Annotated in this window: 20 protein-coding genes; 12 read left to right on the top strand and 8 right to left on the bottom strand. The window is 72.4% G+C overall.

The genetic code is table 11. The features are described from left to right. The first annotated feature begins 40 nt into the window (after window positions 1–40). The 3 genes from IPJ59_RS01390 to IPJ59_RS01400 are packed head-to-tail and all read left to right on the top strand — an operon-like array spanning window position 41 to window position 4,279. Entirely contained in the window at window positions 41–2,506 is a 2,466-nt protein-coding gene (locus tag IPJ59_RS01390) for an Hsp70 family protein (RefSeq protein ID WP_293253801.1), read from the top strand. A gap of 2 nt (window positions 2,507–2,508) precedes the next feature. Continuing rightward, on the top strand, window positions 2,509–2,877 hold the full coding sequence (locus tag IPJ59_RS01395; protein ID WP_293253804.1) for a hypothetical protein: 369 nt from the start codon (window positions 2,509–2,511) through the stop codon (window positions 2,875–2,877). A gap of 4 nt (window positions 2,878–2,881) precedes the next feature. Further along, window positions 2,882–4,279: a hypothetical protein gene (locus tag IPJ59_RS01400; RefSeq protein ID WP_293269448.1), complete on the top strand. Its 1,398-nt coding sequence runs from the start codon at window positions 2,882–2,884 to the stop codon at window positions 4,277–4,279. A gap of 107 nt (window positions 4,280–4,386) precedes the next feature. On the opposite strand, the gene IPJ59_RS01405 is transcribed toward IPJ59_RS01400, so the two are convergent. The 3 genes from IPJ59_RS01405 to IPJ59_RS01415 form a co-directional block, all read right to left on the bottom strand. Continuing rightward, window positions 4,387–5,382 (bottom strand): phytoene/squalene synthase family protein, encoded by a 996-nt coding sequence (locus IPJ59_RS01405; protein WP_293269449.1) that lies wholly within the window; start codon window positions 5,380–5,382, stop codon window positions 4,387–4,389. Further along, the gene (locus tag IPJ59_RS01410; RefSeq protein ID WP_293269450.1) at window positions 5,382–6,908 is read right to left on the bottom strand and encodes a phytoene desaturase; all 1,527 of its coding nucleotides are present in this window, start codon (window positions 6,906–6,908) and stop codon (window positions 5,382–5,384) included. Before IPJ59_RS01410 ends, IPJ59_RS01405 begins: the two co-directional genes overlap by 1 nt. Window positions 6,909–7,012: 104 nt before the next feature. Next, the gene (locus tag IPJ59_RS01415) at window positions 7,013–7,744 is read right to left on the bottom strand and encodes a redoxin family protein (RefSeq protein ID WP_293269452.1); all 732 of its coding nucleotides are present in this window, start codon (window positions 7,742–7,744) and stop codon (window positions 7,013–7,015) included. A 123-nt stretch (window positions 7,745–7,867) separates the two neighbouring features. Here IPJ59_RS01415 and IPJ59_RS01420 point away from each other — a divergent pair, with 123 nt between their 5' ends. Next, complete coding sequence (locus tag IPJ59_RS01420; RefSeq protein ID WP_293269453.1) at window positions 7,868–8,260, top strand: hypothetical protein; 393 nt, start codon at window positions 7,868–7,870, stop codon at window positions 8,258–8,260. A gap of 88 nt (window positions 8,261–8,348) precedes the next feature. Here IPJ59_RS01420 and IPJ59_RS01425 read toward each other — a convergent pair whose 3' ends face one another. The 3 genes from IPJ59_RS01425 to IPJ59_RS01435 all read right to left on the bottom strand — a co-directional run bounded on the left by IPJ59_RS01425 (window position 8,349) and on the right by IPJ59_RS01435 (window position 11,718). After that, entirely contained in the window at window positions 8,349–9,899 is a 1,551-nt protein-coding gene (locus IPJ59_RS01425) for a vWA domain-containing protein (RefSeq protein WP_293269454.1), read from the bottom strand. A 112-nt stretch (window positions 9,900–10,011) separates the two neighbouring features. Then, window positions 10,012–10,752, bottom strand: coding sequence for a phospholipase D family protein (locus IPJ59_RS01430; protein ID WP_293253825.1), 741 nt, complete (start codon window positions 10,750–10,752; stop codon window positions 10,012–10,014). Window positions 10,753–10,806: 54 nt separating this feature from the next. Then, the gene (locus IPJ59_RS01435) at window positions 10,807–11,718 is read right to left on the bottom strand and encodes a cation diffusion facilitator family transporter (RefSeq protein WP_293269455.1); all 912 of its coding nucleotides are present in this window, start codon (window positions 11,716–11,718) and stop codon (window positions 10,807–10,809) included. 139 nt (window positions 11,719–11,857) lie between these two features. On the opposite strand from IPJ59_RS01435, the gene IPJ59_RS01440 reads away from it, so the two are divergent. The 4 genes from IPJ59_RS01440 (at window position 11,858) to IPJ59_RS01455 (ending at window position 19,016) form a co-directional block, all read left to right on the top strand. Continuing rightward, window positions 11,858–12,721, top strand: coding sequence for a P-loop NTPase family protein (locus tag IPJ59_RS01440; RefSeq protein ID WP_293269456.1), 864 nt, complete (start codon window positions 11,858–11,860; stop codon window positions 12,719–12,721). After that, complete coding sequence (locus tag IPJ59_RS01445) at window positions 12,610–14,070, top strand: Y-family DNA polymerase (RefSeq protein ID WP_293269862.1); 1,461 nt, start codon at window positions 12,610–12,612, stop codon at window positions 14,068–14,070. The genes IPJ59_RS01440 and IPJ59_RS01445 overlap by 112 nt, the downstream gene beginning before the upstream one ends. A 79-nt stretch (window positions 14,071–14,149) precedes the next feature. Then, the gene (locus tag IPJ59_RS01450; protein WP_293269457.1) at window positions 14,150–17,350 is read left to right on the top strand and encodes an error-prone DNA polymerase; all 3,201 of its coding nucleotides are present in this window, start codon (window positions 14,150–14,152) and stop codon (window positions 17,348–17,350) included. A 148-nt stretch (window positions 17,351–17,498) separates the two neighbouring features. Further along, on the top strand, window positions 17,499–19,016 hold the full coding sequence (locus IPJ59_RS01455) for a right-handed parallel beta-helix repeat-containing protein (RefSeq protein ID WP_293269458.1): 1,518 nt from the start codon (window positions 17,499–17,501) through the stop codon (window positions 19,014–19,016). Between the two features lie 46 nt (window positions 19,017–19,062). On the opposite strand, the gene IPJ59_RS01460 is transcribed toward IPJ59_RS01455, so the two are convergent. Further along, entirely contained in the window at window positions 19,063–20,094 is a 1,032-nt protein-coding gene (locus IPJ59_RS01460; RefSeq protein ID WP_293269459.1) for a hypothetical protein, read from the bottom strand. Between the two features lie 400 nt (window positions 20,095–20,494). Here IPJ59_RS01460 and IPJ59_RS01465 point away from each other — a divergent pair, with 400 nt between their 5' ends. Both IPJ59_RS01465 and IPJ59_RS01470 read left to right on the top strand, forming a co-directional pair. Beyond that, window positions 20,495–20,887, top strand: coding sequence for a helix-turn-helix domain-containing protein (locus tag IPJ59_RS01465; protein WP_293253845.1), 393 nt, complete (start codon window positions 20,495–20,497; stop codon window positions 20,885–20,887). 22 nt (window positions 20,888–20,909) lie between these two features. Next, complete coding sequence (locus IPJ59_RS01470) at window positions 20,910–21,503, top strand: DJ-1/PfpI family protein (RefSeq protein WP_293253847.1); 594 nt, start codon at window positions 20,910–20,912, stop codon at window positions 21,501–21,503. A gap of 12 nt (window positions 21,504–21,515) precedes the next feature. On the opposite strand, the gene IPJ59_RS01475 is transcribed toward IPJ59_RS01470, so the two are convergent. Then, window positions 21,516–22,106 carry a 2OG-Fe(II) oxygenase gene (locus tag IPJ59_RS01475; protein ID WP_293253850.1) on the bottom strand — a complete coding sequence of 197 codons (591 nt, stop codon included), beginning with the start codon at window positions 22,104–22,106 and terminating at the stop codon, window positions 21,516–21,518. Between IPJ59_RS01475 and IPJ59_RS01480 the strand changes: the two genes are divergently transcribed. Together IPJ59_RS01480 and IPJ59_RS01485 are read left to right on the top strand one after the other, a co-directional pair. Continuing rightward, window positions 22,096–23,295, top strand: a complete 1,200-nt coding sequence (locus IPJ59_RS01480; protein ID WP_293269461.1) for a hypothetical protein — start codon at window positions 22,096–22,098, stop codon at window positions 23,293–23,295. The two genes, IPJ59_RS01475 and IPJ59_RS01480, sit on opposite strands and share 11 nt — an antisense overlap. Window positions 23,296–23,420: 125 nt before the next feature. After that, a complete protein-coding gene (locus IPJ59_RS01485) occupies window positions 23,421–24,353 on the top strand; it encodes a hypothetical protein (protein WP_293253856.1) in 933 nt (310 codons plus the stop codon). Window positions 24,354–24,397 lie beyond the last annotated feature (44 nt).

The following is a 24,397-nucleotide window of genomic DNA, read 5'->3' on the forward strand; positions in this document are numbered from 1 at the left end:
GCGTGGGCGGCCGTGGGCGGCGCCTGTATGCTCTCGGGCGATGAGCAGCCAGAACCTCGTGTACGTCGGCATCGATCTCGGCACCACGAACTCGACGGCGGCGGTGTTCGACGGCGACAAGGTGACGCTCGTACGCAACGCCCAGGGCTCGCCGATCACGCCGTCGGTGGTCCGCATTGACGCGCGCGGCAACCTCAGCGTCGGTGCTCGTGCTCGCCGCTTCCTCGAGAGCGACCCGGATAACACGCGCGGCGAGTTCAAGCGCTTGATGGGCACGGCGCAGGCGCTGCGCTTCCCGGCCAGCGGCGCGGAGAAGCGGCCCGAAGAGCTGGCGGCGGAGGTGCTGCGATCGCTGCGCAAGGACATCGAGGACCAGCTGGGCTTCGTGCCGGCGCGGGCGGTGATCTCGGTGCCGGCGCTGTTCGAGCTGCCGCAGTCGAGCGCGACCTCCGAGGCGGCGCGTCTGGCTGGCTTCGAGCGGGTCGAGCTGCTGCAGGAGCCGATCGCGTCGGCGCTGGCGGCGGGCTGGACGATCGTCGACTCGAGCGGGAGTTGGCTGGTCTACGACCTCGGCGGCGGGACCTTCGACGTGTCGCTGCTCGAGACGCGCGACGGGCTGCTGCGGGTGGTCGGGCACGACGGCGACAACTTCCTCGGCGGTCGCGACTTCGACTGGGCGATCGTCGACTGGGCGCTCGGCGAGATCGAGCGGGCCGAGGCGGTGAAGCTCAGCCGCAGCGACTCGGCCCACGCGGCGACGATCCGGCGGATCAAGCTGGCGGCCGAGGAGGCGAAGATCGAGCTCAGCCGGGTCGAACAGACCTCGATGGCGATCGCGGGGCTGAAGGTCGGTGATCGCAGCTTCGACCTCGACCTCGCGCTCGACCGGGCCACGCTCGAGCGGCTCTGCAGCCCGGCGATCGAGCGATCGCTGGCGGTGTGCCGGCGCCTGCTGGCGGCCCACGGCGTGCCCGACGGCGGCCTGACGCGGGTCGTGATGGTCGGCGGGCCCTCGGTGATGCCGGTGGTGCGGCGCTACGTCAGCGCGGCGCTCGGGGTGCCGCCGACGGAGGGCCTCGACCCGATGACGCTGGTGGCCCAGGGCGCGGCGATCTACGCGGCGACCGCGGGGCTCGAGGCGCGGCCGGCCGCGCTCGAGCCGCTGCGTGGGTGCAAGCTGTGGCTGCAGTATCCGGCGATGTCGTCGGACCTGACCCCGCACGTGGTCGGCCGTCTGGTCGACCGCGGGGCCTCGGGCAGCGCGGTGGCGACGGAGCTGCGGCTGACGCGGGCGGATGGCCTTTGGGACAGCCCGTGGATCAGCCTCGACGAGGAGGGGGCCTTCGTCGCCGCAGTGTCGCTGCTGGCGCGGCGGCCCAACGTGTTCCGCGTCGAGGGCAAGAACGCGACCGGCGGGGCCGTGGTGATCGATCCGCCGACCCTGACGATCGTGCAGGGGCTGACGATCAGCGACCCACCGCTGTCGCGGACGATCGGGGTGGCGACCGCGGGCGACGACGTGCGGGTGTACTTCGAGCGCGGCGCGCCGCTGCCGGCCCGCCGCACCTTCACGCTGCAGACGGTCGAGACGGTGGCGAAGGGCAGCAAGGAGAGCCTGATCAAGATCCCGATCGTGCAGGGCGAGTACGACGCGGCGCACCTGTGCCGCCTCGTCGGCGCGCTCGAGATCAGCGGCGCCGAGCTGCGCCAGACGATGCCCTCGGGGACCGAGCTGGAGCTGACGATCGAGCTCGACCGCGGCGGTCGGATGTCGGCGCGGGCGCTGGTGCCGGGCTCGGGGCAGGTGTTCGAGCACGTCGCGCATTTGCTGGTCCCGGAGGCCGCGCCGGAGGTGCTGGACGCCCAGCTGGTGGCGATCCGCGGGCGCCTCGGGGAGCTGCGGACGGACGCGTTCCGGCGCGGTCTGGCCGGGGTGATCGACAAGCTCGGCAAGGTCGAGGCGGCGCTGGTCGACCTGGCGCTCGACGTCGGCGCGGCCAAGGGTGGCGACGCCGACGCGGCGCAGAAGGCCCGTCGCAGCCTGATCGAGCTCGACGCGACGCTCGAGTCGGTGGAGCTCGATCGCCGCTGGCCCGAGCTCGAGAAGGAGGCGCGCGAGGCGGTGGTGTACGCGACGATCGTGATCCACGAGCACGGCCTGGCGCACGAGCAGAGCCTGTTCGCCGAGACGGCCCGCGCGGTGGAGAAGGCCCGGATGGGCCGCGACCCGCTCGAGCTGCAGCGCCAGCTGCGGCTGCTCAACCGGCTCGCGTACGCGGCCGGCTCGCGCGACCCGGAGGTGTGGAAGCGGCGCTTCGAGCACGCAGCGGTCGACATCGGCAACACGACGGACCCGGCCAAGGCGCAGACGCTGGTCAAGGAGGGCCGCGAGGCGCTGGCCAGGGGCGACGGCGAGGCGCTGCGGCGGGTGGTCCAGAAGCTGTGGCAGCTGTCGCCCGGAGATCCGGAGCAGCGCCGCCTCGGCTACGACTCGGGGGTCCGCTGAGCATGAGCGCGGGGCCGGCCGATCCGCAGCGGCGACTCGCCGACAACCCGTTCTACGTGCTCGGGTTGCGGCCCGAGTGTGGTCGCCTCGACGTCGAGCGCGAGGGTCAGAAGCTGCTCGGGATGCTCGAGCTCGGGCTCAAATCGGCGGCCAGCTACATGACCCCGCTCGGCCCGCAGCCGCGCAGCGCCGACAAGGTGCGGGCGGCGATGGCCGAGCTGCGCAGCCCCGATCGCCGGCTGTTGCACGAGTTCTGGGCCCTGCTGCCGCCGAAGCCGGAGCCGCCGCGCCCGCAACCACCGCCGAAGCCTGAACATGACCTGGAGCCCTTCGCCGGGGCCTTCGCCGCGCACGGCTGGAAGCGACCGTGATCGCATGAGCTTCGCAAGCTTGCTCGGCCTGGTGATCCTGGTGCTCGCGCTGGCGGCGTGGCTGTTGTTGTTGTGGTCGGCGATCGAGCCGCTGCTGTGGCTGGTGATCCGTCGGATCGTCGCGCCGCGAGGGTTGGTGCGCACGGCGGCGACGCTGGCTCGCCTGTGCCGCGGCGGCTTCGAGCACGACCTCCGCGGCGGGTCGGCGCTCGCCGGGGCGCTCGCGCTCGCGGCCCGCGGGGCCCACGACGAGCGCCTGGCGACCTGGCTCGAAGGACAGCTGGGCAAGCCGGGCGCGCTCGGGGCCGCGGGTGTGGTCGCGGCGGGGCTGATCGCCGCGAGTCGGGGCCAGCGCGACGCGGCCCGCGACCTCATGCACAACGCGGCGGGCTTCGACGCCGAGCGGGCGCCCGCGGCGGCGCGCGTGGTGGCCAACGAGTGGTTGGTGGCCGACGCGGCGGAGCGCGGCGACTGGGGGACGGTGATGCGCCTGGGCGTGCGCCGCGACGTGGCCTCGGCGCAGACGCGCTTCCTCGCGTTCGCGGCGGCGCGGGTGCGTCGCCAGCCCTTGATCGACGAGCCGTCGGCGACCGACGCGGGGCTGCGCTGGTTGTGGTGGCGGACGCCCGACCGTGGACGCACGCGGCCCTTGCTGCTGCAAGCGCTGGCGACCCCGCGGGTGATGCACTCGCGCAAGCCGACGCCCAAGCCGCCCGAGCCCGCTCCGCCGCCGCTCGACCCCGCGGAATTCGCGGGCGATCCGGTGGCCTACGCGCAGGCCCTACACGCGCTGTGGACCGCTGCGGAGGCGGCCTGGCGCAACCTGAGTCCGACCCACCTGGCTGGGCTGTGCAAGGCCTGGGACGCGGCCTTCGCCGGCCCGGCGCTGGCCCGGCTCGCGGCGAGGGTGCAGGTGCTGACAACCGTGACGAAGGCCGAGGCGGCGCTGGCCCAGATCCGCCGCAGCGTCGCCGACGATCTGGCGCAGCTGGCCTCGCGGGCGCAGATCCCCCTGAGCGCGCTGACGGAGGCGGGTGGCGTGGGGGCCGAGGCGGGTCTGCTGCTGCGCGCCGAGCTGCTCACCGAGGTCGAGAAGCAGAACCAGGCGCTGCGCCTGCGCACCCAGCAGAAGCGCAAGCTGCCGGCGGTCGAGGAGCTGCGCGAGTGGAACAGCCTGCGCCGCGCGTACGAGCGGGCCGTGCTGCTCGGCGGGCTCGAGCTGCGGCGCCTGATGTTCCCGGACATCCACCTGCACGTCTGCAACTACGCGGTGTGGCTGTGGAACGACCGCAAGGAGTACGGCATCTCGGGGCCGCTGTTCCGGTGGTTGCTGACGGAGGCGGAGGCGGTCGGCGACGAGGAGGCGATCGTGCTCCAGCGCAAGAACGTCGGCGTGAAGTGAGACAGCTCAGTGATCTGGCCTGAAGGACAGCTCGATGATCTGGCCTGAAGGACAGCTCGATGATCTGTCCTGCGGGATAGCTCGGTGATCTGGCCTGAGGGACAGGATCAGCCCCCGCCGGGGCGGCTCGAGATCAGGCGCGGGAAGCCGGCGAAGCGGGACTTGCGGGGCCGTGGGGTGCCGTCGTCGGCGCCGGGGAGGTCGGCGATGTGGCGGTGCAGCGCGGGGTCGTGGCGCGGCGCGGGAGCCGGGAGCAGGGTGAGGCCGAAGCGCAGCAGGGCGGCGCTGCTGCACGCCAGCTTGAGCCAGGGCGGGGCGACTGCGCGGCCGGCCAGGGCGTCGCCGTCGCGGGCGCGCAGGACCAGGCCGATCGCGCGGTAGACCCGGCTGGCGACCAGGATGGCGAGGCGCGAGGGCCAGGGGATGAAGCGCATGCCGGCGTCGGCGCTGGCGTAGTGGCGGTCGGCGAGCTCGAGCAGGTCGAGCACGATCGTGGCGATCGCGGCGCGCGGGGTCCGGCGCTGCAGCAGGGCCTCGCTGTCGCTGCCGAGCTGCGCGAGGCGGGCCCTGGGCAGGTACACGCGGCCGCGGTCGGCGTCCTCGGCGACGTCGCGGCAGACGTTGGTGAGCTGCATGGCGATGCCGAGGTCGAGCGCGAAGGCCCGGGCCCTGGGGGCGCGCACGCCGAGCACGCCGCACATCATCAGGCCGACGGTGCCGGCGACGCGGTAGCAGTAGCGCAGCAGCTCGGCGTCGTCGGCGATGGCGACCGGGCCGGCGTCGGAGCGGACGCCGGCGATGAGCTCGAGCGCGGCGGCCCGCTCGACGTCGTGGTCGTGCAGCTGGGCCGCGAACACCTCGATCAGCGGGCGCGGCGGGGCCTCGCCGCGCAGCTCGGCCTCGACCTCGGCGAGCGCGCGAGTGCCAGACTCGAGGTCCGTGGCCTCGTCGACGAGGTCGTCGACCAGGCGGCAGAAGGCGTAGAGCACGGCGGCCTCGTCGAGCTGCTCGCGTCCGAGGAAGCGACCGGCAAGGTTGAAGCTGCGGGCGTGCCGGGCCAGCACGGCCCGGCTCTCGGCGACGACGCGGGCCCGGTCGACCATCAGGAGGCGGCCCGGGTGACGCGCGTGGGGCCCGGCACGGGCACGCGTTGTTGTGGCCCCGGCATCACGCGCTCGAGCACCTTGGCCGACGAGAGCACGCCCGGCATGCCGGCGCCGGGGTGAGTGCCGGCGCCGACGAAGTAGAGGCCGGCGACGTCCTCGGAGCGGTTGTGGTAGCGGAAGAAGGCCGACTGGTGGAGCAGCGGCTCGGGGCCGAAGGCGGCGCCGCGGTGCGATCGCAGGGTGGTCTCGAAGTACTGCGGGGTGATGTGCCTGCGGGTGACGATGCTGTCCTTGAGGCCAGGTACGTGCTCGGCGTCGAGGAAGTCGAGGATCGTGGCGAAGTAGCGCTCACCGATCGCCTCCCAGTCGATCTTGCCGAGGGTGTTGGGCACCGGGGAGAGCACGTAGAAGTTCTCGTGACCGGGCGGGGCGAGGCTGGGGTCGCTGCGGGTGGGCGCGTGCAGGTACAGCGAGAAGTCGTCGGCGAGGATCTTGCGCTCGAAGATGTCCTCGAGCAGCTCGCGGTAGCGACGGCCGAGGATGATCGTGTGGTGGGCCAGCTGCGGCCAGGTGCCGCGGGCGCCGAAGTAGCCGACGAACAGGCCCATCGACAGCTTGCGCTGCTCGACGACGAAGTCGCGGTTCCAGCGGCGGTGCCTCGCGGCGACCAGGCGGGTGTAGACGAAGGCGGGGTCGGCGTTGCTGACGACGGCGCTGCAGGCGATGCGGGCGCCGTCGCCGGTGCGCACGGCGACGGCGCGGCCGGCCTCGACCTCGATCTCGGTGACCGGGCTGTTGCAGCGGACCTCGACGCCGATCTCGGCGAGCAAGCGGACCATGGCGCCGACGATCGCCGTGGTGCCGCCCTTGGCGAACTCGACGCCCCACTTGCGCTCGAGCCAGTGGATGAGGGCGTAGATCGCCGGGGCACGGAAGGGGTTGCCGCCGATGAGCAGGGGCTGGAAGGTGAAGACCTGGCGCAGGCGCTCGTCGGCGATGTACTGGCTGACCCAGCTGTAGACCGACCGCCAGCAGCCGAGGCGGACCAGATCGGGGACGATCTTCAGCATGTCGGTGAAGCGGTCGAAGGGCTTGTCGACCAGCTGGGTGTAGCCGACGTCGAAGATGCGGCGGGCGTGGTCGGCGAGCTTGCGGTAGCCGTCGACGTCGCGCGGGTTGAAGGCGGCGATCTGGGCGAGCAGGCGGTCCTCGTCGCCGACGTAGTCGAAGCGCTCGCCGTCGGGGAAGACCACGCGGTAGAAGGGGTCGACCGGGATGAACTCGACGTAGTCGCGGCGGTCGCGGCCGACCAGCGCGAACAGCTCGTCGAACAGGTAGCTGGCGGTGACGACGGTGGGGCCGGCGTCGAAGGAGAAGCCGTCCTGCTTGAACACCGCCGCGCGCCCGCCGGGCTGGTCCATGCCCTCGAGCACGAGCACCTGGTGGCCGCGGGCCCGCAGGCGGATCGCCGCTGCGAGGCCGCCGAGGCCGGAACCGATGACGATGACTGGATCGCTGCGCATCGTGGGCGGCCTCCTGAGGGGCGGGGCCCCAAGCCAAGCCCAAGATAGTCAAGCTCGGCCGTTTCGCCCGGCGTGCGGGCCTGCGTAACGTCACGCGTGCGCACTCAGTGGGCGGCGGGCTTGTCGTACTTGACGCTGCACCCCCAGGCCTTGGTCTCGGGGGTGGCGACCGGCTTGCCGGCGGTGAGGGCCGCGAGCGTGTCCTCGAGGTAGGCGATCCGTGTGCCGCCGTCGGGCTCGCCCATCGGCGCGTTGTCGAGGGCGCCGCGGTAGACGAGCACGCCCTTCTCGTCGACGACGAAGACGTGCGGGGTGTTGGTGGCGTCGTAGGCCTTGCCGACGTAGCCGCCCGCGTCGAGCAGGATCGGGTGGCCGAGCTTCCACGTGGCGGCGGCCTGCTTGTTGACCTCGGCGCCGTGGCCCTGCTTGCCGGGCGCGCCGCTGTTGATCGCCAGCCAGACGACGCCGGTGGCGGTGGTGCGGGCCGCGAGGTCCTTCAGGGCGCCGTCGCCGTGGGCCTGCTTGACGAAGGGGCACTCGGGGTTGAACCACTCGAGGACGACGCGCTTGCCCTTGAAGTCGGAGAGCTTCACCTTGCTGCCGTCGGCGGCCTCGAGGGTGAAGTCGGGCGCGGGCTGGCCGATCGCCGCGACCGCGCCGGGCTCGGCGAGCGGGTTGGCGATGGGGGCAACGGGTGTGGCGGCGGGCGTGGTGGCCGGTGTGGCCGGGGCGCTCGCGGGGGCGGCCTTCGCGGCCTCGGGCGGCTTGGGGCCGCTGTCACAGGCGAGGGCGAGGGCGAGGCTGAGGATCACGAGGGGCACGAGGGGACGATGCATGCGGGGCTCCGGGGGCTTTCTACCACCGCGTGCTCGAGCTGTCGCACGGGCTGCAGGCGACGGTCGGCACCTGACCGATGAGACAGGTCGGCGGTGGGCGGGTCCGTGGTAGGCTGGCGGTCGATGGCGAGCGACGAGATCCCCGAGCGTGGTGAGGCGGAGCTGCCGGTGGTCGCTCGCCTGGTGATCGAGATCCGATCCGACGGGAGCAGGACGGTGGCTCGCGGGGCGCTCGAGCAGGCGACGGCCGCGGACGGGGCGGCCGAGCGCGTGGCCGTGGAGGCCCGCGGCGGCAGCCCGGCCGCGCTCGCGGTCGACCTGCTCCGGGCGCTGATGACCATGCCGTTTCAGGCGAGCCTGGCCCGCTGGACAGGTCGTGAGGGACAGGTCGCAACGGCCAGCCTGGTCGAGGAGACGAGGCCGGGGTCTGACGTGGGGCCCAAGCTGGGGCTGGCCGGGCGGGTGCGACGCGAGCTGTCGGGGCGCCTGCGGCGGCGGCTCGGGCTGACCCGCTGAGCCGCGGGGCGGGTGCTCGGAGGCTTGCGAGCTCGCCTGGCCGCGCGTGCTCGGAGGCTCTCGAGCACGCCCGCTGGGCCGTGGGTGCTCAGAGGCTCTCGAGCACGCTGCGGATCTCGGCGAGGTCCTTGTCGCCGGGGTTGCTGGCCTCGGCGGCGGTGAGGCTGGCGAGGGCGAGCTTGCGGGCGGCGTCGGCGTCGGCGCTGCCGGCGTTGTCGCGCACGATCTTGAGCGACTCGGCGTACTGGAAGATCGCGGCGCCCTTCTCGAGCTGGGGCCCCGGCTTGGCCACGGCGGCGGCGATGAAGAGGCTGCTGGCGACCTCCTTGGCCTTGAAGCTGCGGGCGTCGAGGTAGCGGGCGGTGACCTTGATCTCGGAGGCCTCGGCGATCTGCGCGGGGGCGCAGGTGGCGATGGTCTGGTGGAAGACCATCGCGTCGTTGGGCGCGAGGTGCTGCGGCTCGACCTCGGCCGGGTCGGTGCTGTACTCCTCGCCGCTGAACTTCACGATCTTGAAGCCGGGGGGCATGTCGAGCTGGACCTGCACGTCGCGGGCGGCGACGTGCATGGTGCTGACGAAGCGCTCGCCGAACATCTTCTCGGCCTCGGCCTCGCTGGGGATGAAGAGCGAGGCGCCGCGGCCGGCGTCGGTGACGCTGTCCATCAGGGTGTCGTTGTAGGAGCCGGCCTCGCCGACGCCGACGCCGACGAGGTAGATGCCATCTTTGTCCTGATCGCCGGCGCCGCCGGAGATGGTGTCGATATCGGTGACGCCCGCGTTGGCGCCGCCGTCGCTGATGAGGACGACGCGGTTGATGCGGGTCTGGTCGTACTGCTTGTGGGCGAGCTCGTAGCCGGCGTTGAGGCCACCGTTGAGGTCGGTGCCGCCGCCCGCGGCGAGCGCGTCGATCTGGTCGAGGAGGGTGGGGTCGTCGGCGGCGGTGATGACGTGGGCCTCCATCTTGACCGCGTTCTCGGTGTCCCAGCCGACCATCGAGACGACGTCGCCCTTGCGCAGGCTGCCGGCGATCGCCCGGCACGCGGCCTTCTGCATCGCCATCGCCTGGCCCTCCATCGAGCCCGACTCGTCGAGGACGAGGGTGATGTTCATGAGCGGGCGATCGGCGTTGGCGATCTCCTCGCTGCTGACGCCGATCTGGAGGGTGAAGGTGTCCTGGCTGTCGCCGACGCGGGCGAGCTGCGGGGTGACGACGACCTCGCCGGGCTTGGCGTGCGGGTAGTCGAAGCCGTAGTAGTTGAGGAACTCCCAGGTGCGGATCGGGGCGTTGTAGAGGCCGCCGCCGTGCAGCACGGCCTCGCGCACCTGGACCGGCGAGGAGGTGGAGTTGGAGTCGTCGGGGGAGAGGTAGAGGACGACGGGGGTCTCGGCGTCGCAGGCCGCGGGCTCGCCGGTGCTGGCGTCGCCCGTGCTCTCGGCGCCGCCCTCCGCGTCGTTGGGGTCGCCGCCCTCGTTGGCGCTGTCGCCCGCGCCGGTGCCCTGCGGGCTGCTGTCGCCGGCGCTCACGCTGTCGCCGGCGCTCTCGTAGAGGCCAGCGTCGCTGACGCTGCTGCAGCCGGCGGCGAGGGCGAGCAGGACGGGGGAGACGAGGAGGACGAGGGGGCGGGTCTGGGTGCGCATGGTAAGTGAGGACGGCCTTGCGAGGTCCGTGGCGGCTCGCTCTGCAAGAACAGAACCGTCAATGATCTCGGAGCTGAGGGCCGTGCACGGCCCTTGCGGCATGACACGGCTGTCACGCCCGGCGGCGGGGGAGGCTGGCCTTCGGGACAGGTGCATTCGAGGCGCGGGTGTCCTTTGGGACAGGTGCCTTTGGCTTGGGGCTGGCCTTCGGGACAGGTGCACGCGATGTGCGGATGTTCTTCAGGACAGGTGCCTTGCGGGCGGGGCCGGACGTGCCGAGGACGACGTCGATCGGGGCCTCGCAGCCGGAGTCGCGCAGCTTGCAGCGGCGGCAGGCGGCGCCGGTCCAGATGTGCTCGTAGAGGGCCTGGACCTGGTCGATGATGTCCTCGTCGTCGGTGAGCAGGCCGAGCTCGAAGTTGCGGCGGTCCTCGCCCTTGGCGCCGAGGCCGGCGCCGGTCCAGTTGGCGCTGCCGAGGTAGCAGAGGCGGCCGTCGACGAGCACGGTCTTGAGGTGGACGCGCGGGCACTGGCGCAGCTCGAGGCCGCCGGCGACGAGGCGGGGGCGGCGGTCGAAGCTGCTGCGGAAGGGGCCGGAGGGGGCGCTGGCGTGGAGGATGCGTAGCTCGACGCCCTGGCTGGCGAGGCCGTCGAGGACGGCGAGCACGGAGTGGAAGCGGGCGCGGGCGCGGGCGGTCGCGCGGGTGTCCTCGACCAGCAGCTCCTTGAGGTTGGCGGTGGCGATCCACACGCTGGTGCGGGCGCCGCGGACGGCGCGGATGACCTGATCGTAGTGGCCGCGCCCGGACAGCAGCGACATGCGCACGGGGCGAGCGGGCAGGGCGAAGTCCACGCGGGAGGGTATGGCCCGCGGCGAGCGAGTCGCAACTTTCAGGCCGTGTGGTGATCAGCTGCGCGGGACGTCGGGCTCGATGAAGCTCCAGCGGACCTCGGGGCAGCGGCCGCGCAGGCGGTCCTCGAAGTCGTTGATGGCGCGGGCGACGTCCTCGACGCTGAGGCCGGGGGCGAAGCTGGCCTTCATGATGAGCAGGACCTCGGCGGGGCCCTGCTGGATCGTGATCATGTGGAGGACGCGGGTGAGCCGGGGATCCTCGGCGGCGGTGGTCGTGACGGCCGCGGCGATCTCGGGGTCGGCGGCCTCGCCGATGATCAGCGACTTGACCTCGATGGCGAGGAAGATGGCGACGCCGATCAGGACCACGCCGATGAAGAGGCTGCCGATCGCGTCCCAGGAGCCGTCGCCGGTGAGGGCGGCGAGGGTGATGGCGAGGAGGGCGATGCCGAGGCCGAGCACGGCGGCGGCGTTCTCTCCGAACACGACGACCAGGTCGGAGTCCTTGCTGTCGCTGAGGAAGCGGAAGAAGGGCCGACCCTTGCGCCGCTTGTTGAGCTCCTGGACGTTCTTGAGGGTGGCCCAGCCCTCGAGCACGAGCGAGAAGCCGAGGATCGCCAGGGCGAGGCGCATGTCGCCGACCGGCTCGGGGTGGCCGAGCTTGTGGATCGACTCGTAGATCGAGAACACGCCGCCGCCGGTGAACAGCAGCAGGGCGACCATGAAGGACCAGAAGTACAGCGCCCGCCCGTAGCCCAGCGGGTGCGCGGCGGTCGGGGCGTGACGCGACTTCTTGACGCCGAGGAGGAGGAGCAGCTGGTTGCCGCAGTCGGCGAAGGAGTGCAGCGTCTCGGCGAGCATCGAGCCGGAGCCGGACAGCAGCGCCGCGACGCCCTTGGCGGCGGCGATGATGAGGTTGACCATCAGCGACTGGATGATGTGGCTGGTCGAATGGTCCTCGGCCATGGAGGCCGGGTTGTACCATGCAGGCAGGCTGGGTCTGGCGGGCGCGAAACTAAGCAAAGCGCGGTTCTGATACGGTCATAAGCGTGTTTTAGATTACACAATACTTGGTTGCTGCGCTGTTGTTCAGTACCCTGGACCCATGAAAACGCTGGCGCTTGAGCTGGGTGGGGAGCGCTTCGAGGAGGCGCTGGAGGGGTCTGGGGTGCCTCTTGGACAGCTTGCGACGCCGGGACGGGTGCTCGAGCTGTCGGGTGTCGGGGCGGCGGCCCGGCACAGCACGGCGGCGGCGCTGGTCCGGCAGGCGCAGCAGGAGGGCGAGACGACGGTGTGGGTGCAGCTCGCGGGCGGGCCCTTGTATCCGCCGGACCTGGCGGAGTCGGGGGTCGACCTGGACGCGCTGGCGGTGGTGCAGGTGCCGGAGGAGCGCGGCGAGGTCGGGCTGGCGCGGGCGGCCGAGCTGCTGCTGCGCTCGGGGGCCTTCGGGCTGTGCGTGGTGGATCTCAGTGCGCCGCCGATGTGTCTGGAGGGTCAGGTCGCAAAGGACATGTCCGAAAAGCCAGCGAGGCCGCCGCGGCTGCGCGGGGAGGTGTGGCAGGCGCGGCTGGCCGCGCTGGCGCGCATGCACGCGAGCCGGGTCGTGCTGCTGACGCGGGCGGCGAGCGGGCGCAGCTCGCTGGGGCCGATGGTCGGGCTGCGGGTCGAGCCGCGGCGCGTGCGGCGGGCGCCGGGGGTGTTCGCGATCCGGCCCGAGGTGGTGAAGCACAAGGGGGCGCCGCTGCTGGCCATGTCGGCGCTGCGGCGCGGGCCGTGCGGCGGCGCGGGCCGTGGGGGCTGGCGTAGATGGTGGAGCGGGTCGCCTGCGTTGACTTGCCGGCGTTGCCGCTGCAGTGGTTGCTGCGGGCGCGGCCGGCGTGGCGTGCGGGGCCGGTGGCCGTGCTGGCGCGGGGTGATCTGCAGGGCGAGGTGTTGCACTGCAACACGGCGGCGCGGCGCTGCGGGGTGACGCCGGGGATGCGGCACGGGGCGGCGCTGGCGGTGGCGCCGGGCCTGCAGGCGGAGGTGGTGCCGGCGGAGGCGCTGCAGGCGGCGGGCGAGGAGCTGCTGGCGCTGCTGCTGCGGCGGGCGCCGCGGGTTGAGCCTGGTGGATCGCCGGGGGTGTTCTGGATCGATCCGTCGGGGCTGGAGCGGCTGTTCGGCGATCTCGGGCGCTGGTCCGAGGGGCTGCTGGCGGAGCTGCAGGCGGCCGGGTTCACGGCGGGGCTGGTGATCGGCTTTCATCGCCACCGCGCGCACGCGCTGGCGCGGATGGTCCGCGGGGCGCGGGTGCTCGCCAGCCCCGAGGCGGAGGCGAGCCTGCTCGGGCAGGTGCCGCTGGCGCGGGTCGATCTTCCACCTGGCCTTTTGGACAGTTTGGCGCAGCTGGGGATCCACCACCTCGCGGGTTTTTTGGGGCTGCCGGCGGCCGAGCTGCGGGCCCGCTTCGGGCTGGCGGCGGCGCTGGTGCAGGCGCGTTACCTCGAGGCCGCGCCGCCGCTGCGGCCGACGCTGCCGCGCGAGCCGGTGACCGAGGGCTTCGAGCAGGAGCCGCCCGACGATCACTGCGAGCGGCTGCTGTTCGCGATGCGGCCGAAGATCGATCGGCTCTTGCAGCGGCTGGCGGCGGAGGGGGAGGCGCTGGTGGCCCTCGATGTCGAGATGGAGCTGGACCACGCGCCGACGGTGCGCACGCGCATCGAGCCGGCGGCGCCGGCGGGGCCGAGTGAGTCGCGCGGGCTGACGGAGCTGCTGCACCTGCGCCTGGCGGGGACCGAGCTGGCGGCGCCGGTGCTGCGGGTGCGCCTGACGGCGATCGGGGCGCGGGTGCGGGCGGAGCAGGGGGCGCTGCTCGGCGGGGCGCGGCGCGACCTGCAGGCGGCCGGGCGGGCGCTGGCCCGCGTGCGCGCGGCCTTCGGCGAGCAGGCGGTGACGCGGGCGCGGCTGCGGCCGGCGCACCTGCCGGAGGCGGGCTTTCGCTGGGAGCCGATCGCGGAGATCAGCTGTCCCAAAGTACAGGAGCTGCCGGCCAACCACCACGAGGCCCTCGCGGCGCCGCCGCTGTGTCGGCGCATGCTGCCGCGGCCGCGGCCGCTGACGGCGTGGACCGGGCGTGACGACGGGGACTGGCTGGCGCGCACGGGGCTGGTGCGCGGGGCGGTGATCCGGATGGACGGGCCGCACCGGGTCAGCGGCGGCTGGTGGGCGCGCACGGTGGAGCGCGACTACTACTACGCGGAGACCTCGGCCGGCGACATCGCGTGGGTCTACCACGACCGGGCGCGCGCGCGCTGGTTCCTGCACGGGCTGCTGGACTGACCCATGGGACAGGTGAAGCGCGCGGCGGGAGAGGCTGGCCCATGGGACAGGTGAAGCGCGCGGCGGGAGGGGCTGGCCCATGGGACAGGTGAGCTACGCGCCGCTGTGGGTGAAGAGCAACTTCTCGTTCCTTGAGGGGGCGTCGCACCCGGAGGAGCTGGTCGATCGGGCGCAGGCGCTGGGGCTGCGGGCGCTGGCGCTGACGGACCGCGACAGCGTGTCGGGCAGCGTGCGCGCGCACGTGCAGGCGCTGGGCTGCGGGCTGCCGCTGATCCACGGGGCCCAGATCAGCGTCGGCGAGCCGGATGAATTGCTCGGGCTCGGCGAGATCGGCGGGGTGAAGTCGGCTGTCCGAAAGACCAGGTCGAAGGCGAGCGCGTGGAACCTGCGGGGCGGGGCGCCGCTCGGGGACCTGTCCGTGGGGACAGGTGGTCCGCGCGGCGGGGCGCTGCCGGCGGGGCGCCCGGTGATCGCGCTGGCGAGCGACCGGAGCGGGTGGGGGGCGCTGTGCGGGCTGCTCTCGCGCGGGCGGTTGGCCTGTCCCAAAGGACATGCCCGGGTGCGGCTCGGGGAGCTGGCGGCGGCGGGGCCGGGGGTCATCGCGCTGGTGGTCGATCCGGACATGCTGGCGGCGCTGCGCGAGCCGTTCGCGGGCCGGCTCTACGCGCTGGTGACCCGGCACCGGAGTGCGGCGGAGCTGCCGGCGGAGGCGCGGCTGCGGGCGACGGCGGCGCGCCTGGGGGTGCCGGTGGTGGCGGGCAGCGAGGTGCTGTACCACGACGCGGCGCGGCGGCCCTTGCAGGACGTCGTCACCTGCGTGCGGCTGGGGCTGACGCTGGGGACGGCGGGCACGGCGATCCGCGGCAACGCGGAGCACGAGCTGCGGTCGCCGGCGGCGATGCAGGCGCTGTATCACGACGATCCGGAGGCGCTGGCGCGGACGCTGGAGGTGGCGGAGCGCTGCAGCTTCTCGCTGACGCAGCTGCGCTACCGCTACCCGGCGGAGTCGGTGCCGGAGGGGTCGAGCGAGCCGGAGTGGCTGCGCCAGTTGACGCTCGAGGGGGCGAGGTGGCGCTACGACGGGGCGGTGCCGCTGCACGTGCGGGCCCAGCTCGAGCGCGAGCTGAAGCTCATCGCGGAGCTCGACTACGGCGGCTACTTCCTGACGATGTGGGAGATCGTGCAGTTTTGCCGGCGGGCCGGGATCTTGTGCCAGGGGCGCGGCAGCGCGGCCAATTCGGCGGTCTGCTACTGCCTCGGGATCACGGCGATCGATCCGGTGCGGATGGACCTGCTGTTCGAGCGCTTCATCAGCCGCGAGCGGGCGGAGCCGCCGGACATCGACCTCGACATCGAGCACGAGCGGCGCGAGGAGGTGATCCAGTTCGTGTATCAGCGCTACGGTCGGCGGCGGGCGGCGATGGTGGCGATGCTGACGCGCTACCGCCCGCGCTCGGCGCTGCGCGACGTGGGCAAGGCGCTGGGGCTGCCGCAGCCGACGATCGATCGCGTGGCGAAGCTGCAGAGCTCGTACGGCGGGGCGATCGACGCGGCGATGGTGACGGCCGCGGGGGTCGACGCGAGCACGCCGCTGTTTGGCCACTGGCTGCGTCTGGCGGGTGAATTGGAGAATTTTCCGCGGCACCTGGCGACCCACCCGGGGGGCTTCTTGCTGGGGCACGAGCCGCTCGACTCGCTGGTGCCGCTCGAGCCGGCGGCGATGGCGGGGCGGACGATCGTGCAGTGGGACAAGCATGATGTCGAGGATCTCGGGCTGTTCAAGGTCGACCTGCTCGGGCTCGGGGCGCTCAGCCACGTGCGCGGGTGTCTGGGGCTGCTGCGCGAGCACCACGGGGTCGACCTGACGATGGCGACGATCCCGGCGGAGGATCCCGCGACCTACGCGATGCTGAGTCGGGGTGACACGCTGGGGGTGTTTCAGGTCGAGAGCCGGGCCCAGATGGCGATGCTGCCGAGGATCCGTCCGCGGACCTTTTATGACCTGGTGATCCAGGTGGCGATCGTGCGGCCGGGGCCGATCCAGGGCGACATGGTGCACCCGTACCTGCGGCGGCGAAACGGCGAGGAGCCGGTGGTGATGCCGCATCCGAGCCTCGCGCGGGTGCTCGGCAAGACCCTGGGGGTGCCGCTGTTTCAGGAGCAGGTGATGCGCCTGGCGATGCTGGCGGCCGACTACACGCCGGGCGAGGCGGACCAGCTGCGCCGCGACATGGGGGCGTGGAAGGTCGAGGGGAAGATCGAGGCGCACCACGACCGCATCGTCGAGCGGATGGTGGCGAAGGGGATCGAGCGAGAATTTGCGGAGCGGGTGTTCGCGCAGATCCGCGGCTTCGGCGAGTACGGGTTCCCGGAGAGCCACGCGGCCTCGTTCGCGCTGATCGCCTACGTGACGGCGTGGCTGCGCTGTCACTATCCGGCGGCGTTCACGGCGGCGCTGCTGAACGCGCAGCCGATGGGCTTCTATCACCCGTCGACGATCGTGAGCGAGGCGCAGCGGCGCGGGGTGGAGCTGCGGCCGATCGACGTGCAGCGCAGCGCGTGGGACTGCACCCTCGAGGCGGGGGCGCGGCCGGGGCAGCCGGCGCTGCGGATGGGGCTGCGGATGATCAAGGGGCTGGGGGCGGCGGAGCAGGCCGCGTTCGCAGCCGAACCTGGCCCTTACGCCAGCCTCGAGGAGTTGGTGCGGCGGACCCGGCTGGGGCGGCCGGCCCTGCAGGCGCTGGCCGAGGCGGGGGCGCTGGCGGGCTTCGGGCTCGATCGGCGGGCGGCGCTGTGGGCCGTGCGCGGGCTGGCTGTCCTGAAGGACAGCCCGCTGGCGCTGCCGACGGCGATGGTGGCGGGGGCGCAGCAGCCGTTGTTCACGCCGCTGTCGGACGGCGAGGCGGTGGCGTGGGACTACCGCAGGACGCAGCACAGCGTGCGCGGTCACCCGCTGGCGGCGTGGCGCCCGGCGTTGCAGGCGGTGGGGCTGCGCGACACGGCGGGGCTGCGGCGCTTGCAGGACGGGACGCCGGCGGAGGCGGTGGGCGCGGTGACCTGCAAGCAGCGGCCGCAGACGGCCCACGGGGTGACGTTCTTGACGCTCGAGGACGAGGCCGGGATGTTCAACGTGATCGTGTGGGCGGCGGTGCGGGAGCGGCACGAGCTGCTGCTGCGGACGGCGGCGGTGCTGGGGGTGAGCGGCAAGATCCAGTCGGCGCACGGGGTGGTGCACCTGGTGGCGGAGAGCCTGTGGGATCCGCGGGCTGCGATCGCGTGATCGCGCCCACTGCACCCACTGCACCCACTACACCCACTACACCCGCTGCACCCACGGCACCCACGGCACCCACGGCACCCACTACCCACTGTAGGTGAGGCCTGGCGTCGACATTGACGCGGGCCGTGATTGCGGGCAGACGGGAGGCATGGAATTTCCGCTTGGGGCGAGCTTGGGGCGGGTGCTGGGGCTCTCGGCGATGGTGGCGTGGGTGCCGGCGATCGCGTCGGCGGGGACGCTGACGGTGGGGCCGGGCAAGACCTATCAGAAGGTCAGCGACGCGGTCGCGGCGGCGCAGGCGGGCGACACGATCGAGGTCGACGCGGGCGAGTACGTCGACGACATCTCGTCGATCAAGGTGAGCGACCTGACGATCCGCGGGGTCGGGGGCCGGCCGCACCTGAAGGCCACGGTGCCGCCGCCGAACAAGAAGGGGATCTTCGTGGTCGAGCAGGGGGTCGGGCCGGTGACGCTCGAGAACCTCGAGTTCTCGGGCGCGCAGATCAGCGAGGGCGACGGCAACAACGGGGCCGGCGTGCGGGCGCAGGGGACCGACCTGCGGGTCAAGGGCTGCTACTTCCACGACAACCAGAACGGCATCCTCGCGGGCGACGGGCTGATGACGGTGGAGGGCTCGGAGTTCGCGTACAACGGGCAGGCGGGCTACGAGCACAACATCTACGTCGGGACCGCGCCGAAGTTCGTGTTCCGCGGCAACTACTCGCATCACGTGAAGTCGGGGCACGCGCTCAAGTCGCGGGCGCTCGAGAATCACATCGAATACAACCGGCTGATGGAGGAGGCCGACGGCACCGGGTCGGCGCTGATCGACCTGCCGCAGGGCGGGCTGTCGTACGTGATCGGCAACCTGATCCAGAAGGGGCCAATGGCCGAGAACAAGAACCGGGTGATCCTGTACAAGGGCGAGGGCCAGACCAACCCGGAGCTGCGGCTTTATGTCAGCCACAACACCTTCGTCAACGACGGCTCGCCCAACGTGGTGTTCGTCGACGCGCCGGTGGTCGACGAGATGGTGGTGGTCAACAACCTGTTCGTCGGCATGGGCACGGCGATCCAGGCCGGCGGGATGCCGATGCTGACCGACGCGGGCAACCTGCTGTTGCCCGACATGGCGGGGCTGGTCGACCGCGCGGGCTACGACTACCGGCTGCTGGCGGACGCGCCTGGGATCGACATGGGCGTGGCGACGGACGTGCAGACGGCGGCGCTGTCACAGTATGTGCACCCGGTGATGATCGAGGCGCGGCCGGTGGTCGGGGCGCCGGACGTCGGGGCCTATGAATTTGGCGAGGAGCCGATGGGGACCACCGGCGGCGAGTCGAGCGGCGGCGGCGAGGCGAGCGACGGGTCGGCGACGGGCGGCGGCGAGACGGGCGGGGCGACGGGCGGCGAGCTGACGAGCGCGGGCGACGAGGCCGGCGGCACGGATGCGCTGCCGACCAGCGACGGTGGGGCGACGGGTGGCGCGACGGGCGGGGCGACGGGCGGGGCGAGCGACACCGGTGAGGCGAGCGACGACGGCGGCTGCAGCTGCGCGAGCGGTCGCGGCGGTGGGTCCGGCCCGACGGGGTTGTTGGGGCTGCTCGGGCTGTTGCTGCTTCGGCGGCGCGCTGCGCAGCGTCGCCGCGTAGCGACCTCGCCGTAGTGTGCTGGTGCGTGCGCTGCGAGGGCCGTGGGAGGGCGCCCCCGGATCACTGTGGCGCGCAGGTCGAGACGCCGGCGCCGACGATGCGGATCGGGGCCTCGTCGACGATCGTTGTGATGGCCTTGCCGGCGCCGTCGCTCTCGTCGAAGTCGACGTGGATGACCTGGCTCAGGCCGACGCCGAAGTCGTCGGGGTGGGTCATGAACAGGTAGAAGTCGCCGCCCCAGGAGGCGAAGGCGAAGGCGTCGGGGTTCTCGAGGCCGGGCAGGGGCCAGGTGCCGAGCACCTCGCCGGTGGCCTTGTCGTACTCGGCGATGTGCGGGGGGGCCTGGCCCTGAAACGCGTAGAGGCGGCCGTCGCCGGTGCCGGTGAGCTCGCCCCAGGCGTAGTCGATGCTGGCGATCTCGCTCAGCACGAGGGTCTTGGGGTCGATGACCCCGAGCGCGCCGACGTCGGGGCCGATGAGGCCCGGGTCGATCGCGGAGTGGGCGTGGAGCTTGTCGCAGGGGTCGTCGACGCTGTTGGCGACGAAGGCCATGCCGAAGTTCGGGAACAGCGGGTCGGTGTTGTTGAAGCCGGGGTCCTTGCAGGCGGTGCCGGGGTCCTTGAGGTCGACGGTGAACAGGTCGCCGGTGACGTACTGGACCCACGCGCGGCCCTTGCGACTGACGCCCATCGAGAAGGTCTCGCTCATGCCGCCGCAGACGATGTCGGTGATGAAGTCGAAGCTGGTGTCGGTGGGGTCGAAGCTCCACACGCTGCCGGTGCTCGAGAGGACATAGATGTCCTCGTTGTCGGCGACGCAGGGGCACTGGTCGCTGTCGGGCAGCTCGTTGTCGGCGCCGGTCGGCTCGATGCCGGTGGTCGGCGGATCGGTGTCGCTGTTGCTGTTGCTGTTGCTGTTGCTGTTGCTGTCGCCGCCGGCGTCGGTGACGAGGTCGGTGGTGAAGGTGTCGCTCCACGCCCCGTCGCCGCCGTCGCCGTCGCCGTCGTTGCTGCTGCCGAACAGGCCGCCGGGGCAGCCGGTGAGGAGCAACGCGAGGCACAGGGGACGGTGGTCGCGGGCGGCAGCGGGCATGTTGGCCAGAGTACGTCAGCGGCGGTGGGCGGGCTCAGGTCGGGATCGGAACGCGATCAGGCGGTGGGCACGGCGGCTCGCGGGGCGCGTCGGCGCGGGGACCGGGCGGGTGGCCGGGTTCCGTCGCACCGCCGCGGGGTGGCGGGTGGCGGCGGGTGGCCTGGCCCAAAGGCCATGCCGCCGAGGCGGGTCGGCGGCGCGGTGAGCCAGCGACCGGACCCAAGGGCCAGGTTGGCGTCGACCCGCCTTTGGGACAGGTGCGAGCTCCGGAAGGCGCTTGCCGCGGGCGCGGCCCGCCTGTTAGAGTGTCCCAAGCGCCAGGAATGATGCGTCATGTCCTGGAGGCCATCTTCTCTCCTCCTCCTCCCGCGAAGCAGCTCCTCCACAAACACGACGGCCCATGACAGACAACGAAGTAGCCCAGGAAATCGGACGACGGATCAGGCACTGGCGCACCTCGAGCCCCCCGCCGAAGACGCGGCGCAAGCGGCAGAACGAGACCGGCTGGCGCCCGCACCTCACGATCGAGGAGCTGGCCAAGGCGACCGGGTTGACGGTCACCACCGTGAACAAGCTCGAGCTCGGCTACAAGTCGCCGCGCATCGAGTCGCTGCTGCTGCTGGCGCAGGCCTTCGGCTGCGAGCCGAGCGAGCTGCTGCCGCGCAACAAGCACCGCAACTCGGGCAAGGCGGACCTGCTCATCGAGCTCGGTGCGGCGGCGGCGTCGCTCGGCGCCAAGCAGCTGCGCGAGCTGATCAAGGCCGCACGCGCGCTCGAGCCGGCGGCGACCTGAGGGTCCCCCGGGGCGGTGCGACGTGGCGGCGATCGGGATCCTGATCTTCGAGGGCGTCGAGGAGCTGGACTTCGTCGGGCCGTGGGAGGTGTTCACCGCCGCGGCGCACCTCGCTCGTGATGGTAGCGACAGCGTGCGCCTGATCGCGGCAACGGACGGGCCCGTGCGCTGCGCGAAGGGCATGCGCGTGCTGCCCGACTGCGGGCTCGCCGAGAGCGAGTTCGATGTGCTGGTGGTGCCGGGCGGCATCGGCACGCGCAGCGCGGCGAACAACCAGGCGCTGCTGGCCTGGCTGGCCGCGACGGCGGCGAAGTGCCAGTGGGTCAGCAGCGTGTGCACCGGGGCGCTGCTGCTGCACGCCTGCGGGGTCGCGCGCGGGCGCAGGGTGACGACGCATCACAGCTTCGTCGAGACCCTGCGTGCGCGCGGCGAGGTCACGGTGCTCGAGGGGGTCCGCTTCGTTCGCGACGGCAACGTGGTGACCGCGGCTGGGGTGTCCGCGGGGATCGACATGGCGCTGTGGATCGTCGGCCAGCTGCGCGACCCGGCGTTCGCGCGCGAGGTCCAGCGCTACATCGAGTATCACCCGGCGCCGCCGTACTCGGCCGAGCTGTGAGCGGCGCGCGGGTCAGGTGCCGGGCATGCGCAGGGGTTCGGCGGCCTCGTAGACGAGGTCGCTGCGCATCGCGTATTTGCGGCCGCTGTGCACCACGCAGCCCTCGTGGCGCAGCTTGTGCTGGAACACGAGGGCAGCGCCGCGACGCGGGATGATCGTGCGCTCGATCGGCTCGAGGAAGCGGGTCTCGCCGCCGCTGAAGTCGTCGTTGAAGTAGACGAGGACGCTGTGCAGGGTGATCCGGCGATCGTCCGGGCGGCGTGGCGCGTGCCCGCTCGGGGGCAGCGCGGGCTGTTCAGCCCGGCGGCCGCGTAGTAGCGTCCGCGTCATGGTGGTCGATCGACGGGTGGGTGTGGTGCTGGCGCTGGTGCTCGGCTGCGGCGACGCTGGCAGCGGTGGCACGAGCGGCGGGGCCAGCGAGACGGGGGCGAGCGCAGGTATGACGAGCTCGGGCGGGTCGACGCCGACGAGCGGGGCGGGCACGACGGGCGCGGGCATGACGGGGAGCGCGAGCGTCGCTGAGACGGGGAGCGCGAGCGTCGCGGAGACCGGGAGCGTGAGCGTCGGCGACACGGGGAGCAGCGGGTCGGTCGTGACGGACACCGCGGAGGCGACGAGCACGAGCGGCGACGTGAGCACGAGCGGCGCCGGGACTGACGAAGCGAGCACGGGGATGCTGAGCGCGAGCAGCGGGGCGGGCAGCACGGGTGAGCCGGGGTGCAAGGCGGCGAAGGACTGCCCGGCGCCGGGCGAGTGCCTGACGGCGACCTGCGAGGCCGGGCTGTGCGGGCAGGCGCCGGCGCCGATGGGCATGGCGTGTGGGCTCGGCCAGTGCGACGGGCTCGGGCAGTGCGTCGAGTGTCTGATCGACGCCGACTGTGCGAGCCAGGTGTGTCAGGCAGGGGTGTGCGCCCCCGCGGGCTGCGGCGACGGGAAGAAGAACGGGGGCGAGAGCGACGTGGACTGCGGCGGTCCGTGCGGCGGCTGCGACGTGGGCGAGGGCTGCGGGGCGCCGGCGGACTGCCTGAGCGGGGTGTGCACGGGGGGCAAGTGCGCGGCGCCGGGTCCGGCGTGCGCGCAGGGGCCCGCGGATGTGGCGACCGGGCAGCGCTGCCCGCTGTTCATGGCGTGCACGCAGAGCGTCGAGTGCGGCGACTTCCTGGGCTGTCAGCAGTGGTTCTGCAACAACACCAAGACCTGCGAGCTGAACGCGAAGGTCGACTGCTGGACCGACAAGGGCGGGGGCTGCAACGCGGAGGTGGTGTTCACGCAGCACACGCTGCCGCCGGTGGCCAAGCGCTTCGTGCCGCCCGACAACGTCAACTTTCGCGAGCTGGCGTCGCTGGCGTTCACGGTCAAGAACAACACCGGGAGCGACCTGTACCTCGACAAGCTGCCGCTGCAGCTGGAGCTGATGGGCGGCGGGTCGAAGTTCGATGTGTCGTCGGTGAAGATCTTCGACAACTCGGGTGGCACCGAGCACGGGCCGGGCGACCTCCTGGTGTGCCTCACCGCGGACCCGTTCTCGTTCCCGGCCAACGGGGTGATGGGGCCCTGCGGCGGGAGTGCGTTCTCGAAGGTGCTGAAGGGCCAGAGCAACCAGTTCATCGTCAACGTGGCCTTCGCCAAGGACAAGACCTTCATCGCCGGTCGCAGCTACCGCCTGGTGATGGCCGGCACGGCGGGGGTGGAGTTCAAGGTCGGGTTCAATGGGCCGGTGTTCGGGGGCAGCATGTGTGGGGTGCCGAACGGCGGCTTCGTCGGCGCCTGGGTGACCGCGCAGAAGCCCTGAGCCGCGGCGACGGAACATGGGTCCTGGGGCCGCGGTGATGGCCGTGGGGGCCGTCTGCTGGCTTGTTGTCGATTTCGCTCCGGTCGTGGTATCGGTCGCGACTTCCGCATGCGCGAGGTGCAACCATGAGATCGACCGTAGTTTCGCTGAGTCTCCTCTCCACGCTCCTCGCCGTCGCCTGCGGCAAGGACTCCAACCAGACGCAGGGCCCGACCAGCGACACCACCGGTGACGCGAGCACCAGTGCGGGGCAGTCCGAGACCAGCGCCGGGAGCACGGGCGGGCAGTCGACCAGCGAGGGCCCGCCGACCACCAGCGTGGCCGACACGGGCGGCGTGACCGGCGGCACCTTCATCATCCCGACCGACGCCGGCGCCGGCGGCGTGAAGGAGTGCGATGTGTTCGGCCAGGACTGTCCCAAGGGGCAGAAGTGCATGCCGTGGGCCGACAGCGGGACCGCCTGGAACGCGACCAAGTGCGTCGACGTCGACCCGGCGAAGGGCCAGCCGGGCGACTCGTGCACGACCATGGGCGGGGCGGTCAGCGGCTTCGACACCTGCGACCTCGGCGTGATGTGCTGGGACGTGAAGCCCGACACGATGATGGGCACCTGCGTGGCCCAGTGTAAGGGCACCCAGGCGGCGCCGATGTGCGACGCGCAGACCAGCTGCTTCGTGTCGAACGACGGCGTGCTCAACCTCTGCCTGCCGCGCTGCGACCCGCTCGCGCAGGACTGCGCGAACGACAACCTGTGCATCCCGAACCCGAACAACCAGGAGGAGTTCGCGTGCGTGCTGGACGCGTCGGGCGACATGGGCAAGGCCTTCGACCCCTGCGAGTTCGTGAACGCGTGCGACAAGGGCTTCATGTGCGCCAACGTGATGCTGGCCAAGGAGTGCAAGCCGGACGCGATCGGCTGCTGCCTGCCGTTCTGCGACGTCACCGAGATGCCGGCGATGTGCCCCGGAGCCGGTCAGGAGTGCATCGTGTGGTACGAGATGGGGACTGCGCCGCCCGGGCTCGAGAACGTCGGGATCTGCGGCATCCCGATGGGCTGAGGAGCGGAGCTCCGTGGCGCTGCGCGGCGCAATTCCGTTGCGCC

It is taken from the genome of Nannocystis sp. (assembly GCF_016714285.1).
Taxonomy (GTDB): domain Bacteria; phylum Myxococcota_A; class Polyangia; order Nannocystales; family Nannocystaceae; genus Nannocystis.